We start from the raw sequence: 17,747 nt of genomic DNA, 5'->3' as shown, positions 1-17,747 counted from the left end.
AAAGTGCCGGTTTAGCGCCCGCCAATACGGCAGCATTTTGATTCTTCCAAGTGTAATCTATGTGGGGGGATTTGCCGAGTTTATGCAGGCTTGCGAATTGGGATCAGGTGATTGTCCCAATGACAGTCCGGACGGGCTGAAATGCGGGGGGTGGATGTCAGCTCTCCGACTATCCCGGTGCCGGTGGTGAAAACGAACCCTTTGGGGCCGGAGCCAAGACCACAGACGTCTTCCAACGGGAAATCCCCGTTCAGTTGGCCATTCGCGACGTCGAACCGGTGCAAGGCGTTGCCGCGTGGGCAGGTGATGGCAACCGTGGTTTCATCCCCGGCAAAGGCGACACTGCCTGCGTAGCCTTGCAACGTGCTTTGCGCGGCATCAGGCGCTGAAAGCAAACGCGGTGCTTCGCCCCGACGATGTAGGCCCAGCAGAGGGGGGTGATGCACCTTGTCCCCCTGCCACTGCATCGCAAATGCCACCAAACCGTCGTGCCGTACAGCCAAATGGCGGATCGAATTCTTATGCAGCGCGCGTGGCAGTTCCATCTGTTCCAAAACCGTGCCGGACAAATCCAGATAGGTCAGCTGCGGCTGCATGGTTGGCAGGTTCAGCTTGGTGCGCCCTGTCTCGGGGTGGGTTTCGATGCCGCCATTGGCGATAACCAGCGTCTGACCATCGGGCATCAATCGCATGTCATGCGGACCGATCCCGCCCGAAGTGAACTCGCCTATGCGGGTGTAGCTGTCTGTGTTCCAGACGCCAATCACGCCGTCTCCGGAATCGTAGTCGTTTTCAGTTGTGAACAGACGAGTGCCGTCGGGGGAAAAGACGCCATGGCCATAGAAATGGCGACCGTGTGGGGCGTTAAGTCGGGTGACTTCGGTGCCTGTGGCGCAATCGATGACCACCGCAAAGGTGCCGGGACGACGGGCAAAAGCCACGGCCTGTGCGCGGTGCGGATGGGCTGCCGCCGCGTGGCCGCGCGCAGGTAGAGGTATGGAAAACAGAATGTTTCCACCCGTATCCAGCCCGGCTAGTCGATAGCTGCCATCCGGGAACAGGGCAGCGGCGAGATAGTCGGGCGAACCAACTGCGGCCCAGCCTTGTAACGGCGAAAGGCTGGTCGCGGCCAGACCGGCCAGAAAATGACGACGGCTGGGCAACAGGTCAGTCCCCGTCCAGTGAATTGAACCCGGCGCTGATGCCTAGCGTCGGACCCAGCTCGGCCGAGGCAATCGCACGGGTATCGTTGATGGCTTGCTGCAACGCCTCGACCCTAAGGCGGCCCTGCGGAGTGGTGACCCCGGCCAGCACCGGGTCGTCCAGCGATTGCGCGCGGATGATGGCCTTGTCAAAGGCGCTGTCCAGATCGGCGGCAATCTTGGGGTGGTCCGTTGACAGGTGCGCGGCCAGATCGCGCAGGGCGATCAGGGACAGTTCCACATGACGAAGCGCGCGTTCCGAACGGCGTGCCTCGGCCCGGTTGGGGCGCGGGCGGTCGAAGGTGCCCATCGGACGACCAAGGCGGGTGTCGCCGGTGAATTCAAGTCCGGTCACCAACGCCTTGTAAAGCTCTTGCGTGGCCTCATCGACGGACTGATAGGGGCTGTCGTCGCCCGGTTGGGTTAGGGCGGTTGCATAGCCGCCCCAATCTGCGTTTATCGCGCGGGCATTGCTGGCGATATCGGTGGTGATGGCCTGTATCAACGCGCAGCGAAATGTGGCGCTGCCCTGATCGGCAAAATTGGGCTCATAAAGCATCTGCTCTAACGCAAAAAAGCCACGTCCGGCGACGGATGTCTCGGCAAAACCTTCGGGGCTTTCCACAGCCGCATCCTCGGTCGCGATCAGGCTGGACAGGGCTTTGGGGGTGAACCCTTTGGTGTCGGGCCAGAAGGCCAGCGCAAAGGCGCGGTCGTTCACCTCGGACGGGCCAAAGCGCAGATGGCTGACCGAGATCCAGTCGTCAAAGGCCGCGTGATAGGCGCCCCGCAATTCGGGCGAGGTTTGGGTGCAATCGGTTTGTGCTGTTTGGGCCAACACCCCGGTCGTTTCAGCCAGTGAGGCAAAGCCGGGAAGGATGTGCCCTTCGACCGTATCCGACAAGATCGGCTCACGGTCCTGCGCCAGCGCAGTTAGGGGCAGCGTCAATGCGACGGCAGCAACAAGGATACGCATGTGTCAGAGGCTTTCCAGAAAATGGATCAGGGCATCGCGGTCGGGTTTGGGCATGGCCACGACCGTATCGCGGGCTGCCTGTGCCTCACCCCCATGCCAGAGGATGGCTTCCAGCAAGGATTGCGCGCGACCATCATGCAGGAACTGGGTGTGGCCCGAAACCTGTTCAGTTAGCCCAACGCCCCAAAGCGGTGGCGTGCGCCATTCGCGCCCTGTGGCGCGACCCTCGGGGCGGTAATCAGCCAGCCCTTCGCCCATATCGTGCAGCAACAGGTCGGAATAAGGCCAGATCAGCTGAAAACTCTGTTCGGGCCGGTCTGACATGCGATGGGTGACAAAGGCAGGCGTGTGGCAGGACGCGCAGCCAGTGTCGTAAAACACCTGCTTACCGTGCAGCACCTGAGGGTCGTCCATGTCCCGCCGGGCGGGAACGCCCAGGTTGCGGCTGTAAAAGGCAACAAGGTCCATTCCGATCTGGTCGATCTCGAACTCGCGCACGTCACCGTCCCCGTGCGGGGCGGTCACACAACCAATCTGAGCATCGGTGCAATCGCCGTGGCTGGCGGGGTAAAGTGGGCTTGATATGCCGATATCACCGGCAAAGGCCGCCGCCGATTGTTCCATGATCGTGGGCATCCCGGCCTTGTGTCCGAACCGACCCATCATCGGGGCGCCATATTCCATCGCCCAGACGATATTGGGACGCCCGGAAATCCCATCACCATCGGCATCGCTGGGATCGGCGTTGGCCAGCAGATCCGCGACCGGGATCGCTTCGAGCAATCCAAGGCCGATCATTTGCGGCGCCACACGTGGACTGAGCATCGCCTCTGGATGCAGCGGCCCGTATCCAAGGTCAGCCGCCGCGTAGGTCGGTTTGCGTAAAGTGACGGTTTCGCCATCCGACAAAGCGACCGGGACGGCTTCGTAGGTTATATCCAGGCGATATTCAGCCGGATGACCGGGCAGGGCCAAATCCTGCATCTGGCCGCCGTAATTCGGTTCAGGCTGGGTGGCGATGTAATCCTCGATCTCGTCATACCCACCGCCACCGGGGATCGAGACCCGCAGGAACATCGAAATTGCATTGTCATCCGGACCGTTGGGCGTGTGCCCGCGCCCGTCCTTGATATGGCAGCGCTGGCACGACCGGGCGTTGTACAGCGGCCCCAGCCCATCCGAGGCCAGAGTTGAGGCCGGAGAAGACACCCAGATTTTCTTGAACAGTCCGTTTCCAACCTTAAAGTCCAGCTCTTGCTCAAAGCTCAGGTTGCCTGAGGGCTGCGAAAATGCGTCAGCATCGGCACGGGCGCGAACGGTGGCGGCACCGGCGGGCAAGTCCTCGAACCTTTGGGGCTTGCTGAAATCGGTGGGCGCAGCGGTGACACGGGCGATGCGCGCACGCTCATCCTCGGTTCTGGGTTCGAAATTCAGGTGATAGTCCCGCAACTCGGCGGCTGGGGTTTGGGTGGCCGCAAGGGCGACCACCGACAGGATGAAAAGGCTACTCGCCCTCGTCCATTTTCGATGCGTTGAGTTGCGCATAATTGGCGTCGCCAATCCTTTCGTACAGGTCGAGCTGCGTTTCCAAAAAGTCGATATGACTTTCTTCATCGCGGATCAATTCTTCGAACAGCGACATAGAGGCATAGTCTTGTGCTTCTCTACAGTAATCCCGCGCTTCTACGTACAACGCGCGCGCGTCCTGCTCGGCTGCCAGGTCGCATTCCAGTGTTTCCTTGGGGTTCTGACCAATTCTCAGCGGGTCCAGTTTCTGCAGGTTGGGATGGCCTTCTAGAAAGATGATCCGTTCGATCAGCTTGTCGGCATGCCCCATCTCTTCGATGGATTCCTCACGGCTTTTCTTGGCCATGTGGCCAAGGCCCCAATCTTCCTGCAGGCGGTAATGGAGCCAGTACTGGCTGACGGCTGTCAGCTCATGCCGCAGAGATTTGTTGAGGTATTCTATTACCTTGGGGTTGCCCTTCATCTGCTTTCTCCTGAGTTGCTCTGGTGCGTAGGGCACGGAGCTGCATGGGGACTTCCAGATTATCGTTCGATCGCATTGTGTCCAGAAAAAGCGGCATGCAGCCGCCACAATCCGCCGATTTTCCAAGGGCGTGGTAGACCTTGCCGGGGGTGATGATCGTGTGTGCATCTGCTGTCCGCATCCAATCGATCGCGGCGCGGATATCATGGTCAGTTATGTTTGTGCAGTGACATACGATCATAGTGAATTCAGCCGATTCTATTTCCTAGAGAAATAGTCAGTTAATTTCGGGGCGTCCAGTTAGAAATTTCGTATGACCTTGAGTTGAAGGTTTTAGGTGCGTCTCTGCCGACACGTGGTTTTGGGGATCACTCTTTGATCCAGCGCGCGGTTAGTGCCGCCAGTTCGTCCGCATCGTAGAATTTAGATAGCCACGAAATGTCTCCAAATTTGGATTGATATTCTTGTGGTGTGATTGAATAGGACTGCTGCAGGGCGCGGTAGAGACCGAAGATCTTTTTATCCTCTGCAGTGTTGGAGACACCGAAAGGAATCTCGTGGAATTGAGAAAAGCTCTGCAGCCCCCGGTAAAATTCAGCCATTTCTTCCAGTTTATAGAAGAAAACACTGATGTCTGGTGTGCTTGTGAACCAGAAACCATTTTCCACAAGTGCAAGGTCGTCTAAGGCGAAGCCCGTGGTTTCCTGGAAGCTGTCGAACCAGGGCGCCATGAAGTTCGTCACGTGCTTTGGTGCGACCACGTCGAAGTGGGCACGGATGTCTTCGAGGTTGGTATTCAAAACCGATTTCTCGTCGCCAAGATACCAATATGCATTTATTGGATTGCAGATGTTCTGAAAGCAGGCGGACATGCATCGTGACAGTGGTTCACGGACGCCACAAAAAAGCAGGACAGGCTGTTTAACCGCTGCACGATCGGTAATGAATTTTTTCGCGCGCTCATGTTTGTGCATATGCGCAACATTGGGGTAGGCAGTCTGGAATGCTGATTTGAGGCTCTGGGAACCAACTTTGCCCATTTGATAGATCATGATGGCAGGATCATTGAAACCGGCGGCTTGCGCGTGCTGAAACTTCAGGTCCAAATCGGCTTGTATGTCATCATGTGAGATCATTAGAACTTTCTTCAATTCGATTGTTTTTGAACGCTGGATCTGTTCTGATTTCGCCTGTAATTGTCGGGGTTACCCGATTTCGCCAGCGCATTGCAGGGTGATCTTTAAAAAGCTGAACTGGATAAGGCAACCTTCTCGAACCTTTGGGTCTTCCACAGAACACCTTCGGCATCTGGGGGCATCCTTCATTGGCAACCTTATTCGGCATGAAAAAGTGCGGAACCCTAAGGTCCCGCACGATAACAGGTGCGTTTAGTTTCCCAAGAGGATACGACGGGGCGGAACAAGGTCGCTCCTGCGTGCGAACAGCTTACTGAAAAACTGCGTTCGGGTTATCCAGGCTGTCCGATCCTTCAAAGTTTATCTGATCCAGTTCTAGCGTGGTCACGATACGCTCGATCGTTTTGGTCTGATCGACCAGACCGTTGACGCCGCCCATGATCAGTTGCTCGCCGCCCTCATTGCCGCGTTCCAGCATCTGGTCATAGGCGAAACCGGCCTCGGCGGTCGACTTCAGACGGCCCAGGGCCTGCATGGTATTGGCCAGCTTGACCTTCATCTCGGCGTCCAGAGACGGATCGGACGAGATCACCAAGTCCGATAGCGAAGCGCCCGAAACCGGGGTGCCGTCGATGCGGGTATAGCTGCCCAGATACACGTTCTGAATGCCCAAGCCATCGTAATAGTGGCTGTTGTGGGTGTTGTCCGAGAAGCAATCATGCTCTTCCTCGGGGTCGTTCAGCATCAAGCCAAGGCGCATACGTTCACCTGCTTGCTCGCCATAGGACAGCGAGCCCATGCCGGTTAGGATCGCGCTGACGCCAGCGGTTTCATTCGCGTTCAGTGCAGCACGCGCCTCACCACCTTCGGCCCATTGTGCGGCCATCCATTCCAGATCGCTGACCAGCAGGGCGGTCGCGGCGCTCAGATATTGGGCGCGGCGATCACAATTGCCGCCGGTGCAGGCGTCACCTTGAACATAATCGGTATACGGGCGATTGCCCGCGCCCGCGCCGTGACCGTTCAGGTCCTGACCCCACAGCAGGAATTCGATGGCGTGGTAACCGGTGGCGACGTTTGCCTCGATACCGTCAGCCTCGTGCAGGGTTTCGCCCAGCAGTTCGGGGGTGATTTCGCTGGCGTCGATGGCCTCGCCCGACAACTCAAAGCTTGGATTGGCGATCACGTTCAGCGCGGCAAACTCGTTTTCATCAGTGGGTCCGCCATAGGAGGCATCGACATAATCGATCAGGCCTTCGTCCAGCGGCCAGGCGTTCACTTTGCCTTCCCAGTCATCAACGATGGCGTTTCCAAAGCGGTAGACCTCGGTCTGTTGATAGGGCACGCGCGCGGCGACCCAGGCGGCGCGGGCCGCGTTCAGGGTGGCATCGGACGGTTCGGCGATCAGGGTGTATACTGCCTCTTGCAGCGCTTTGACCGCGATCAGGCTGTCGTCATATTTGGCTTCGGCTATGTTTGCGTAGGTATTCAGAACATCGGCTTTCGAGGGTGCGTCAGCTGCAAAAGCTGCGGTGGCAGCACCAATTGTAAGGATGCTGGTGGCGGTGAAAAATCCGGTCATGGGGGTGACACTTTCCAGTCAGAAAAAGGTTTTCATACGCCGGTTATGTGGCGCGTATGATGTATTAACTGAGTGAATTAGTCACCTATGTCAACCTGAGTTTTATAGTCGGATAATATTGGTCACCCCGATACTCCCCAATATTGGTGGGGCGCGATGCGTGGGGCCAAGATTGCACGGGATTTGAAACATATTAGAATAATCCGGGTGATTCTTTGTTTAGTGGTGCCTGTTTATGAAAAGCGCAGCTTTCGCCCTGATCCTGATCTCTGCGGTTTTTGTGTCGCAGGCTCATACCGCTGTCGCGCAGGATCATGCCGCGGGTGATCTGGACATTGTGGTTTCCGGGGCCGAGTTCACCTTGTCACTGGCAGTCCCCGCCGCCGGCATTCTTGGCACCGAGAAGCCTGCACAAAACGATGAAGGGCGGGACTCTATTGCCGTCGCCATTTCCGACCTGTCCAAACCTCTGGAGTTGTTTGTTGTGCCCGAAGAGGCCGAGTGTTTTGCCGCGATGGCCAATGTCACACTTTCGGCCATAGGTTTGGGGCAAGACACAGACACCACGCGGACGGATGGTGATGACACAAACGAATTTCAGGCTGAATACCTGATAAGATGCAAGAATATCGACGTGATTGAGGCCATCCACTTTGCATATTTCGAACGATTCCCGACGGCTGAAAAGCTGGCCGTGCGGGTTGATCAAGCTGGTAAAAGCCGCACGCAAAACATCACGCGCGGCGCACCTGATCTGACGTTCAAGTAAGGTGGGTTATGTCAAAACGCCCTGACATAACCTAATCTTCGAACTGCAGGGACAGCTCCTTTTGTGTTGCGACGCTTTGACAACACAGGATCAACCCCCTCTCGACGTCACGATCCTCCAGAGCCATCCGGTTGCGCATATGAACGGCGCCGTCCTCAAGCTGGGCGACGCAGGCACCACACACACCGGATTGGCAGCTGAACGGTGGGTTCAGACCGGCTGCAATCGCCGCGTCAAGGAGGGTTTGCCCAGCAGCAACAGGCACCTCCGAGACCTTGCCGTCAAGCCTGATCCGGGCGGTTGCGGCCATGCCGGGTTCGCTCAGGTCGTCTTGGGCGTCTCCGCCGAAGCTTTCCATGTGGATGCGATCGTCTGGCACATCCAGATTCCGCAGCGCCGCCCGGATATCCGTATTCATACTGCCGGGGCCGCAGATCCAATAATGAGTGTCTTGCGCCACCGGAGGCGTTTCAGTGATTGCCGCCTGAATGACATCTGCGTCCAACCGCCCTGTGCGCCACGGTGAAAACCAGCTGAGCATGGAGGGGTGCGACAGGACATGGCGCAGGGTGAATTGGTTCGGGTGTTGTTCCAGCAACTGCTCAAGCTCATCCTGGAAAATAATGCTGTTCGCATTGGTATTGCCAAAGACCAGATGGGCCACGGAATGGGGCTCATCTGCCAGAACGGTCTTGATCATTGCATAAAGCGGCGTGATGCCGCTGCCCGCCCCAAAGAAATAGTGGGTGCGGCGTTTCAGGGCCCCGGGCTGTAATGTGAAATGCCCGAATGGGGGCATGACCTCGACCGTGCCACCGGGCGACAGGGTGTCGCCTACGTAGTTGGAAACGATCCCATCCTTTACGCGCTTGACCGTGATGCGCAGCGCAGATCCCGGCGGGTTCGAGATGGTATAGCTGCGCCTTTGCTCCGCACCGGCAATCTGAAACCTGAGCGTCAGATGTTGCCCGGCCGTCCATTGAAACAGATCGGTCAGATCGGGCGGGACGTCGAAAGTTATGCTGGTGGCCGCGCCGCCGATCTCTCGGCGAGTGTCGGACACGGTCAGGGTATGAAAGTCACGTTGCATAACAAGGTCCCGTCATCGGTAATCATAGGTCGTGGTCAAGGACTGGATCACCGTCCCGCCAAGATAAGGCGCAAAGACAAAGGTGTCTGTCTGACGCATTCTGCCGCTGTATCCCTGCCAATCATAGTCGACATCGGTCACGGCGGTGACGTGCGACACGCCATCCTCGGTGTGCGATGAAATCTGGGGCGCGGAGCGTGCGGTTTCGGAGTATCCCTCCAACGCCTTCGCGATCTCGGGGTCTTCCGCGTCGGTGTCATCCCCGACACGGTACGAGAACACGTCGTCCGGCTGCCCCATCCCGTATTTGAGGATGATCTGATGCGTGGCATCGGGGTGCCAATCGCTCCAGGTGGCAAGCAGGCTTTGTTCATCCTGCGCTTGTAGGATACGCGCGGCAATGTCTTCCGGTGCGTCAGCTTGCGCCGTCAGCACCAGAGCCGATGCAAGCGCAACTCCGATCAGGGTGGCTTGGATTGGTTTCATGATCAATCTCCGGGGCATTCAGCTGTCTTGCATGAAATCCAGCACCGCTTTCTGGTGCTGCGTGATCGGGCTTTCGCCAATCCCAGCGGGGCCGATTTCCAGATACGGACTTTTCAGCGATTTCTGCTGCTGTTCGCAGGCATAGATATCTTCGGTCGTGAAATCGCCCGATGCCATCGGATCATCTGCGCCTGCTGCATCGTCGCCTTGATATTTCGGGCCGCCAAAATCCCTCCAAAAGCCCGCGCTTTTCCACTGTTGCTTCTGGAACTCCCAGTTCGAAGCGTTGGCAACCTTTGTGCGGTTCTCGATCCGTGTCAGATCGGGGGCCAACGGTGTGATGATGAACAGATTCCAGCTTTCTTCGCTGGCCCCGATACCAATGCCGGGAAACAGCATAGGAACCCACGCACCGGTATGAGGTTCAGCGATCACACGCGGCATAGGAAGTTTGGCTTCGTGGTCCTTCGCGTAGGCCTCGGACGGGGGTTCCCAAAAGTGGTAATGCGGCCCCTTCCATCCGTATTCCGCCTTGGCATGGTCATACATATGCAGCGTATTCGAATGCAGATGGCTCAAGTGGTAGACGTCGATGTAATTCTCGACAACGATCTTCCAGTTGGCCTTGATTTCATAGGTGTTGCGCCTGTCGGTATACTCGACCAGTTCCTCGGGCTTGTGCGGGCCCAACAGGGGATCGACCTCTCCGAACCATTCGGCAAGGGTGGGGGCGTCAGGGTCCGGATGCACGAACAGCATCCCGCGCCAGACATCCACGCTGGCCGGTTTGAGGCCAAGACAGGATTTGTCGACACCGTTGGGAAACTCCGACGCCTCATCCGGGACCGAGATCAGGTTGCCCTCAAGATCATAGGTCCAGTCGTGATAAGGGCAGGTCAGCGCTTTTTGTGTCTTGCCGACCGCGCGGATCAACTGGGTACCCCGATGCCGGCAGATGTTGTGAAAGGCACGCAGCCGGTGATCGCGCCCCATGACGATGAACAGATTGTTCAGCCCGGCCTGAACCGACAGGTAATGGCCCGGTCCTTCGATATCTTGGACCAGCCCGGCAAAACGCCAAGTGCGCGAGAAAATCTGACGCTGTTCGCGGTCGAACCAGTCCTGCGAGGTGTAAGCCTCGACCGGTAGATGGTGATACATTTTGGTCATCAGAGTACCTCAGGCAAGAAGATGGGCATATTGGGGAAACAGGCTGGCGGCGATCATCATCAGACCCAGCGCAGCCCAGAGGCCGACGATGGCCCAGTACAGAACCGGGTCATCGTCGCGGTTGATTTCGAACACCAGAAAGGCTTGTCCGTTCATGATGGTTGGGACGATCCACCAGACAAAGAGCAGCCCCCAAACCCAGTAGAGACCAAGCACAGTGGCCACCAGCAGGATGGGCAGGGCAATGTAGTTCACCGTTCGCGTCGGGGTCATACTTTAGCCTCCAGTGTCGATGCCAGCAGAGAGGCGGCCAGTTTCAATTCGGCGCGCCATGCTTCGGGCGGGTCCAGCGGGGACAGGGCGTCCATACTGACAAAGATTGCCGAAATGCCCTGTGTTGCTGCGCGTATGCTTGCGTCTGGTGCCATTGGTGCCGCGCGCCGCAGGATTGCTTCGACCACGTCGAAGAAATCTGTGAGGCTGTCCATCAGACCTTTGCGCAGATCGGGGCGATCGGGCACTGTGGTGACCAGTGCCTGATAGGCCAGCATCAGCCGTGGATCGGTTCCGCTATCTTCGGAAAACAAGGTGTCCACCAGGTCCGAAGGTGTCGCCGTGTCTGGCAAAGCCTGACGCAAACCGTCCAATGACGCGGTAAATCCGGCAATCACGTATTCGGCCAGCGCGGTTATCATTTCGTCCTTGTTTCCAAGGTAATGGCGTAAGAGCGGTCGCTTGACGCCGGCTTCATCGGCGATCCGCGCCTGGGTCGCGCCTTCCAGCCCGAACCGCGCCACGCAGGTTAGATAGGCGTCGAGTATTTCGTGCGATCTTTGGTCTTTTAGCGAAGGTCTGGGCATCAGGATCTCGTTTATTGTCACGAATGACAAATAAGCGAGAAAAATACTTTGTCAACCATGACAATTTATTTTTCGAACTGAGAGCGGTGAAAACCCGATCTCGGTTAGTAATGATGAAAAGCGGAAAGGATCGTTAGTTGCGCCGGGCCGCATCGGGCTGCACCGGCAGTTCGTTGAAATGCTTGGCCGTTAACCGGTCACGGAACGGCCAAACACAGGTCAGTTATCATTTACGCGGGATCGAACGCAAAGTTGGTTTCGGAGGTTTGGCCGGTCACAGACTTGCTGGGCGTACCTGATACATAGACCTCTTCAACAGCGCGATCGTCTCCCATCATCTGCAGGACGAACAATTCTTCTGCAAGACTGCCAACGCGATCCATACGCAGGGCCATGGCGGAGGTGCTGCGGGCGTTCAGAACAACGACATCCGCCTCGGTTCCGGGGTCGAGGTTTCCGATTTTGTCTTCCAGACCCAGAACGCAGGCATTACCGCGCGTAGCCCAGTGGAAGGCCTGCAGGGGATGCAGAGCCAGCCCTTGCAATTGCAGAATCTTGTACCCTTCGTTCAAGGTTTGCAGCATCGAGTAGCTGGTGCCAGCACCGACATCCGTTGCGATCCCGTTCGAGATACCGCGCGCGCTCAGCCCGCCATGATCAAAGAGGCCGCTGCCCAGGAACAGGTTTGAGGTCGGGCAAAACACGGGATGTGCACCGGTTTCTGCAAGCGCGTCGATCTCGCGTGCCTCCAGATGGATCGAGTGCCCCAACAGAGTCTTTTGCCCCAGCAGACCAAAGGATTGGTAGACATCCAGATAATCCCGCGCCTGCGGATAAAGCTGCTTGGTAAAGGCAATCTCATCTTTGTTTTCCGACAGATGCGTCTGGACGTGACAATCCGGATGCTCCTGCGCCAAGGCCTGCGCCATGGCCATCTGTTCCGGCGTCGATGTGATCGCGAACCGAGGTGTGATGACATAGCCGTTGCGGCCCTTGCCATGCCAGTCGGTGATCAAGGCTTTGGTGTCATCGTACCCGGTTTGCGGCGTGTCCTGCAGACCTTCTGGCGCATTGCGGTCCATCAGGACCTTACCACCAAGCATGCGCATGTTTCGTCTGGTTGCTTCTGTAAAGAACGCATCCGCCGAGGTCTTGTGGACCGAGCAATAGGCCACGGCGGTCGTGGTGCCGTGGGTGATGAGCTGATCGTAGAATGCCCGCGCCATGTTCGCGCTGTGTGCATCCGAAGCAAAACGGGTTTCTTCCGGGAAGGTGTAATTGTTGAGCCAGTCCAAAAGCTGTGCGCCCCATGAGGCGATCACCTGCACTTGGGGGAAGTGAATATGCGTGTCGATAAACCCGGCCATCATAAGGTGTGGGCGATGGTCTGTCACAGGCACATCCCCGGCTTTGGTGCTGATCTCGGCGAAGGGTCCGGTGTCCTGAATGATGCCGTCCTGGATCAGCAGGGCACCGTCCTCAAGATAGGTATACGCGCCGGAATCTTCGCCGCTTAGGGGTTCGCGATGAAAGGTCAGCAGACGACCGCGAAGCAATCTCTGTGTCATGAAAGGTCTCGTTTTTAGGATAGGGAAAGAGTAGGGGGCAGCCCTGCGACTGCCCCGCTATGGATTAGGCCTGTTGTGCAGGTGAGTCGTCGTCGATCAGATCAGGCTCATCCGGTACGATCACACGATGCTCAAGATCCTCTTTGGGTGCGAACATCGGATAGACATAGAGGAACGCGCCGATGATCAAGTAACCAATGGTGATCCCGTCGAACTGAGGCACCTGCAACGTGTAGGAATGGATGATCCCGACAGAGGACATCAGCCCACCAGCGACAGCAAACGCGCCCGCCATCCGGAACCGACCGTCGATTACGTCGGCCACAATGGCACCCCAGACCAGACCCGTGATGATCGCACCTTGGCTCAGGGCAAGGTGTCCTTCGTAATGGGCACCTTCCATCAGTAGTGCTGCGGTCAGGCCTTCGTCACCCAGCGAGGGCAGTCCCTCGACACCGGTGCTGCGCAGAGCGTTCATCAGAGACCCCCACTTGACCATCAGGAAGGCCGAGATGTGAGGCAGGATCGCAAAGGACACGGCAGCCATGTGCATCGGCTTTACAGCCCAGGCCGTGTTGGTGATCAGGCTGACCGAAACAAAGACCAGGACCGGAGCCGCGGCGGCAATCGGGATCAGGCCCGCAAGGAAGGACAAGAAGCCCAGGAAAGCGGCGGCAGCGATCACAACAGCCACACCAACGATGTAACCGGCATGTGCATCAAGCCGCTTGTAGGCAGGGTGCCCGATGTAAACGGTTGTCGGGAAGGGCGAACCAAAAAGCGCACCCAACATTGTGCCTGCGCCGTCCGTTACTTGGCACAGTCCAACCGGGTAGTGGTCGCCTGCAGCCTCAGCCGATTCCACGTTGTTCATGGTTTCGATGAAGTTGTAGATTTGTACCGGGATCAGCACCAGGAACAGCTCGGGGTTGGCGAACAGGTATTGCACACCGGCGATGAGGTCACCGAAATAGGGGACCGGCGGGTAAAAGCCGATGCCGCTGACGTCGATTTTGGATTCACCAAGGAGGATAGCAATCACCGTACCGGCAGCAATTGCGACCAGACCGGCCGGAACATTGCCCGGCAGGCGAAAACGCCCGATCAGACCCCACAGGATAAACAGCAGCGACGTGAAGCCGATGATGGGGTTTTCGAACACCTCGGCCAACGGAACGGAACCGATAAAGACCAGCGCAATACCGCACAGCGTGCCCAGCATCCCGGCGCGCGGCGTGATCCGCTTCAGATAAGGCCCGACAATGGCACCCAAGGCCGCAACGATGCCGCCCATGAACCCGGCGCCGATGCCCACTTGCCATGCCAGCATGGGATCATTGGTTGCCCAGTAGATGGGTCCGATCACACCGAACAAGTAGACGAACATAACCGGCGTCGAGATGCCGTAGGGCAAGGCGGTGACGTCTTCACCCCGTTTGTTTGCGGCCCATTTGGCGAGGTACGTATAAACGGCAACACCGGCCAAAATCGCGACGGCGGCACCGGGAACAATGCGGCCAAACACGATTTCGGCGGGCATCTGAAACACGAACTGGCAGACCCCGGAAAGGATCAGCAGATTCACGAGGTTGTCAGTAAACAGCGCCCAGAAAGCGCTGAAGTCGCTGCGGGTAAACAGCTTGTATTCGTAGGTCCTCCCGTCCATGACGGTCTCCTCCTCTGATGTGACCGGAATGGCCCGACAGATGTCAGGCCGATCTCCCTTTCCGGTCGTGATGGTGGCCCCGCAGGGGCGCCTGGTTTGCCCCGGTCGGGGCGGTCGCGGCAGTTTCAGAGGTCAATTCAGCCATCACCTCGGCCACCACGAAGGTGGCGATGACGCTGGGCCGCTTGTCGCGGCTACCGCTTGCCCCGATAGGGCATTTCAAGTGTTCGATAGACTGTCCGTCACAGTGTTTGTGCGCCCAGTTCCTGAGCTTTACCCGCTTGGTGGCGGACCCGATCATCCCCACATAAGCGGCGTCCTGACGTTCCAGTGCGGCGGATGTCAGCAGGAAATCCAATCCATGATCGTGAGTCAGAACGATAAAGGCGCTGCCCGCAGGCGCACCCCAGATATCCGTCTCGGGGATCGCGCTGACGCGGGTTTCGACATTGGCTGTGCAAAGCTCGACCTCTTCGGGTCGAGTGTCGACGAGGATGCAGCGCACCGGCAGATGCTGAAACTGATTGGCCAAAGCGCGCCCCACGTGACCTGCGCCCATGACATAGACGTGTGGCAAAGCCTCGTCGCGCTGGGTCGCGCGTTCTGCGGCGGCCCATTTGTCGGACGCACGCATGCGGGTCAGTTTCATCTCGACCCGCCCACCGCAGCACTGGCCGATTTCCGGGCCAAGCGGCACATCCAGATCCTGATGCAACACCCCGTCGCGCAGCATGTCGCGGGCGGCGTTGATGGCCATGAACTCCAATTGGCCACCACCGATGGTTCCCCACAGCGCCCCGGGTGCCACGAACATCTCTGTCCCTTCATTGCGCGGCGACGACCCGCGCACACGCGTTAGTGCTACGCGGATCACGCTGTGCTGCGTGGACAGGAATTCGCTAAGGGAACCGGGGGCAGTCATGGCTCAGGGCCCCGCTTGCAGCCGCGCAACTGCCATTAGCACACGTTCGGGGGTGGCTGGCGCGTCAAGGCGCGGGCATTCGCGGTAATCAGCGACAGAGGCCACGGCCATCGACAGCGCCTCGAACACCGAAATGCCCAGCATGAACGGCGGTTCTCCGACAGCTTTGGAGCGTTTGATGGTCAGCTCGCGGTTTTCCGACCAGTCGGCGAGGTTCACATTGAAGATGCGCGGACGGTCGGACGCGAGCGGAATTTTGTAGGTCGACGGCGCATGAGTGCGCAGACGGCCCGCGTCGTCCCACCAAAGCTCTTCGGTGGTCAGCCACCCCATGCCCTGAATAAACGCGCCTTCGACCTGGCCCTTGTCCAGCACAGGGTTCAACGAGCGTCCAACGTCGTGCAAAAGATCAGTACGCTCGACCCGGTATTCACCTGTCAGGGTGTCAATTGTCACTTCCGAACAAGACGCGCCATAGGAGTAATAGTAGAACGGGCGGCCTTGTCCTTTGGCCCGATCCCAGTGGATTTTCGGCGTCTTGTAGAACCCGGCCGCCGAAAGTTGCACACGTGCTAGATAGGCCTGTTTGATGAACGTGTCGAAAGGCAGAACTTCGTCGCCGATATGCACCTGATTGGCGTGGAAGGCCACGTTCTCGGGTGTAACATCCCAGTTCTCAGCGGCGAATTTCACCAGACGCGCTTTGATCTGCTCGACCGCGTTAAACGCAGCCATGCCGTTCAGATCAGTCCCGCTCGAGGCAGCCGTGGCTGAGGTGTTGGGAACCTTCTCGGTGGTCGTTTTGGTGATCTTGATCCGGCTGAAATCGACCTGAAAGGCTTCGGCCACGACCTGCGCGACCTTGGTGTTCAGGCCTTGCCCCATTTCGGTGCCACCGTGGTTTAGGTGGATCGAACCGTCATTGTAGACATGCACCAGTGCGCCAGCCTGATTGTACCAAGTCGCTGTAAAGGAAATGCCAAACTTGACCGGTGTAAGCGCGATGCCTTTTTTCAGGATCGGCGACGTCTTGTTGAATTCGATGATCTCCTGACGGCGCTTGCGATAATCCGATGTCTCTTCCAGCTCTCCGATTAACCGGTCGAGAATGCTGTCTTCGACCTCTTGGTGGTAGGGGGTGATGTTGCGGTCCGTGGTGCCGTAGAAATTAACCTTGCGCACATCCAGCGGGTCCTGCCCGGTGGCATAGGCAATCTCTTCGATCATCCGCTCGGCAGCGATCACGCCTTGGGGGCCGCCAAACCCACGGAATGCGGTATTCGAAACCGTGTTGGTTTTCATCGGGTGGCTGTTCAGGCGGACGTTCGGATAGAAATAGGCGTTGTCCGCGTGGAATAGCGCCCGGTCGGTCACGGGCCCCGAAAGGTCTGCTGAAAACCCGCAGCGCGCGGCAAAGCTGCCTTCGACAGCCTGAATGCGGCCATCATCGTCAAAGGCGACGTCATAATCGATCACAAAGTCATGGCGTTTGCCGGTCGCCGTCATGTCCTGATCCCGGTCGGGGCGGATTTTCACGGCGCGGTTCCACTTTTTGGCAGCCATGGCAGCAACCGCGCAGAACAGGTTCATCTGGCTTTCCTTGCCGCCAAAGCCACCGCCCATACGGCGCACGTTGACCACAACGGCGTTGGATGGCACGCCCAGGACATGCGCCACCATATGCTGCGCCTCGGACGGGTGTTGGGTTGAGCAATGCACGACCACATCGTCGTCTTCGCCCGGAATGGCAAAGGCGATGTGACCCTCGAGGTACATGTGATCCTGGCCGCCAACACTCATGCGGCCCTTGATCCGGTTGGGGGCGGCAGCCTGCGCCGGGGCGACATCTCCGCGCTCCAGCTTGAGCGGTGCCGTGACATGCGGGTAACCGGCCTCCTGCGCGGCAATCGGGTCCAGCGCATGGGGCAGAGTTTCGTAGTTGATTTTTGCCAGTTCTGCGGCCCGGCGCGCGATGTCGCGGGTTTCGGCAACAACGGCAAACAAAGGCTGCCCATGAAACTGAATGGCATCGGTCGGGAAAACCGGTTCATCGTTCAGATGTGTCGGGCTGATATCATTGGACCCCGGCACATCATCCGCGGTCAACACTCCGACAACGCCGGGCGTGGCCAGAACGTCGGTGAAGTCGAAGCCCAATAGCTTGGCGTGCGCTACGTCCGAGACGCCGAGATACGCGTGCAGCGTGCCTTCGGGCTGGGCAATATCGTCGGTGTAATCGGCCCGTCCGGTGACATGCTTGATCGCGCTGTCATGTTTGACATTGGTGTGGGCCGCCCCGGTGATGGAAACGTTATCTTTCATTTTTTGTC

17 protein-coding genes are annotated in these 17,747 nt (G+C 58.1%); 1 reads left to right on the top strand and 16 read right to left on the bottom strand.

The features are described from left to right. Window positions 1–80: 80 nt before the first annotated feature. The 7 genes from ACR0JB_RS16765 to ACR0JB_RS16735 all read right to left on the bottom strand — a co-directional run bounded on the left by ACR0JB_RS16765 (window position 81) and on the right by ACR0JB_RS16735 (window position 6,886). The gene (locus ACR0JB_RS16765) at window positions 81–1,163 is read right to left on the bottom strand and encodes a DUF1513 domain-containing protein (protein ID WP_170397934.1); all 1,083 of its coding nucleotides are present in this window, start codon (window positions 1,161–1,163) and stop codon (window positions 81–83) included. Between the two features lie 4 nt (window positions 1,164–1,167). Next, window positions 1,168–2,178 carry an imelysin family protein gene (locus tag ACR0JB_RS16760; protein ID WP_170397930.1) on the bottom strand — a complete coding sequence of 337 codons (1,011 nt, stop codon included), beginning with the start codon at window positions 2,176–2,178 and terminating at the stop codon, window positions 1,168–1,170. A 3-nt stretch (window positions 2,179–2,181) separates the two neighbouring features. Continuing rightward, the gene (locus ACR0JB_RS16755) at window positions 2,182–3,723 is read right to left on the bottom strand and encodes a di-heme oxidoreductase family protein (RefSeq protein WP_170397927.1); all 1,542 of its coding nucleotides are present in this window, start codon (window positions 3,721–3,723) and stop codon (window positions 2,182–2,184) included. Then, window positions 3,683–4,168, bottom strand: a complete 486-nt coding sequence (bfr, locus tag ACR0JB_RS16750) for a bacterioferritin (protein WP_170350874.1) — start codon at window positions 4,166–4,168, stop codon at window positions 3,683–3,685. Before bfr ends, ACR0JB_RS16755 begins: the two co-directional genes overlap by 41 nt. After that, window positions 4,116–4,409: a (2Fe-2S)-binding protein gene (locus ACR0JB_RS16745; protein WP_170350875.1), complete on the bottom strand. Its 294-nt coding sequence runs from the start codon at window positions 4,407–4,409 to the stop codon at window positions 4,116–4,118. The genes bfr and ACR0JB_RS16745 overlap by 53 nt, the downstream gene beginning before the upstream one ends. Before the next feature lie 127 nt (window positions 4,410–4,536). Continuing rightward, window positions 4,537–5,304: a hypothetical protein gene (locus tag ACR0JB_RS16740; protein WP_170397925.1), complete on the bottom strand. Its 768-nt coding sequence runs from the start codon at window positions 5,302–5,304 to the stop codon at window positions 4,537–4,539. Window positions 5,305–5,614: 310 nt separating this feature from the next. After that, the gene (locus tag ACR0JB_RS16735) at window positions 5,615–6,886 is read right to left on the bottom strand and encodes an imelysin family protein (protein ID WP_480790084.1); all 1,272 of its coding nucleotides are present in this window, start codon (window positions 6,884–6,886) and stop codon (window positions 5,615–5,617) included. Between the two features lie 235 nt (window positions 6,887–7,121). Between ACR0JB_RS16735 and ACR0JB_RS16730 the strand changes: the two genes are divergently transcribed. Next, window positions 7,122–7,655 carry a ZrgA family zinc uptake protein gene (locus ACR0JB_RS16730; protein WP_170397919.1) on the top strand — a complete coding sequence of 178 codons (534 nt, stop codon included), beginning with the start codon at window positions 7,122–7,124 and terminating at the stop codon, window positions 7,653–7,655. A gap of 31 nt (window positions 7,656–7,686) precedes the next feature. Here ACR0JB_RS16730 and ACR0JB_RS16725 read toward each other — a convergent pair whose 3' ends face one another. From ACR0JB_RS16725 to xdhB, 9 genes are all read right to left on the bottom strand, one after another. Then, window positions 7,687–8,745: a ferredoxin--NADP reductase gene (locus ACR0JB_RS16725; RefSeq protein ID WP_170397915.1), complete on the bottom strand. Its 1,059-nt coding sequence runs from the start codon at window positions 8,743–8,745 to the stop codon at window positions 7,687–7,689. Window positions 8,746–8,757: 12 nt separating this feature from the next. Next, window positions 8,758–9,231, bottom strand: a complete 474-nt coding sequence (locus ACR0JB_RS16720) for a hypothetical protein (RefSeq protein ID WP_170397912.1) — start codon at window positions 9,229–9,231, stop codon at window positions 8,758–8,760. Between the two features lie 18 nt (window positions 9,232–9,249). Further along, the gene (locus tag ACR0JB_RS16715) at window positions 9,250–10,401 is read right to left on the bottom strand and encodes an aromatic ring-hydroxylating oxygenase subunit alpha (RefSeq protein ID WP_480790083.1); all 1,152 of its coding nucleotides are present in this window, start codon (window positions 10,399–10,401) and stop codon (window positions 9,250–9,252) included. Between the two features lie 9 nt (window positions 10,402–10,410). Next, window positions 10,411–10,674: a hypothetical protein gene (locus ACR0JB_RS16710; RefSeq protein ID WP_170507184.1), complete on the bottom strand. Its 264-nt coding sequence runs from the start codon at window positions 10,672–10,674 to the stop codon at window positions 10,411–10,413. Continuing rightward, window positions 10,671–11,261, bottom strand: coding sequence for a TetR/AcrR family transcriptional regulator (locus ACR0JB_RS16705; protein WP_480790082.1), 591 nt, complete (start codon window positions 11,259–11,261; stop codon window positions 10,671–10,673). The genes ACR0JB_RS16710 and ACR0JB_RS16705 overlap by 4 nt, the downstream gene beginning before the upstream one ends. Window positions 11,262–11,491: 230 nt before the next feature. Beyond that, window positions 11,492–12,829, bottom strand: a complete 1,338-nt coding sequence (gene guaD, locus ACR0JB_RS16700) for a guanine deaminase (protein ID WP_170507190.1) — start codon at window positions 12,827–12,829, stop codon at window positions 11,492–11,494. Window positions 12,830–12,893: 64 nt separating this feature from the next. Next, window positions 12,894–14,495, bottom strand: a complete 1,602-nt coding sequence (locus ACR0JB_RS16695) for a xanthine/uracil/vitamin C permease (protein WP_170507192.1) — start codon at window positions 14,493–14,495, stop codon at window positions 12,894–12,896. A gap of 43 nt (window positions 14,496–14,538) precedes the next feature. Then, the gene (gene xdhC, locus ACR0JB_RS16690; protein ID WP_170350885.1) at window positions 14,539–15,417 is read right to left on the bottom strand and encodes a xanthine dehydrogenase accessory protein XdhC; all 879 of its coding nucleotides are present in this window, start codon (window positions 15,415–15,417) and stop codon (window positions 14,539–14,541) included. 3 nt (window positions 15,418–15,420) lie between these two features. Beyond that, window positions 15,421–17,739 carry a xanthine dehydrogenase molybdopterin binding subunit gene (xdhB, locus tag ACR0JB_RS16685; RefSeq protein WP_170507195.1) on the bottom strand — a complete coding sequence of 773 codons (2,319 nt, stop codon included), beginning with the start codon at window positions 17,737–17,739 and terminating at the stop codon, window positions 15,421–15,423. Window positions 17,740–17,747: the final 8 nt, after the last annotated feature.

The organism is Ruegeria sp. BI7 (genome assembly GCF_056537925.1).
The sequence above is the reverse complement of the archived record's forward strand: the minus strand, read 5'-3'. Positions and strand labels throughout refer to the sequence as shown.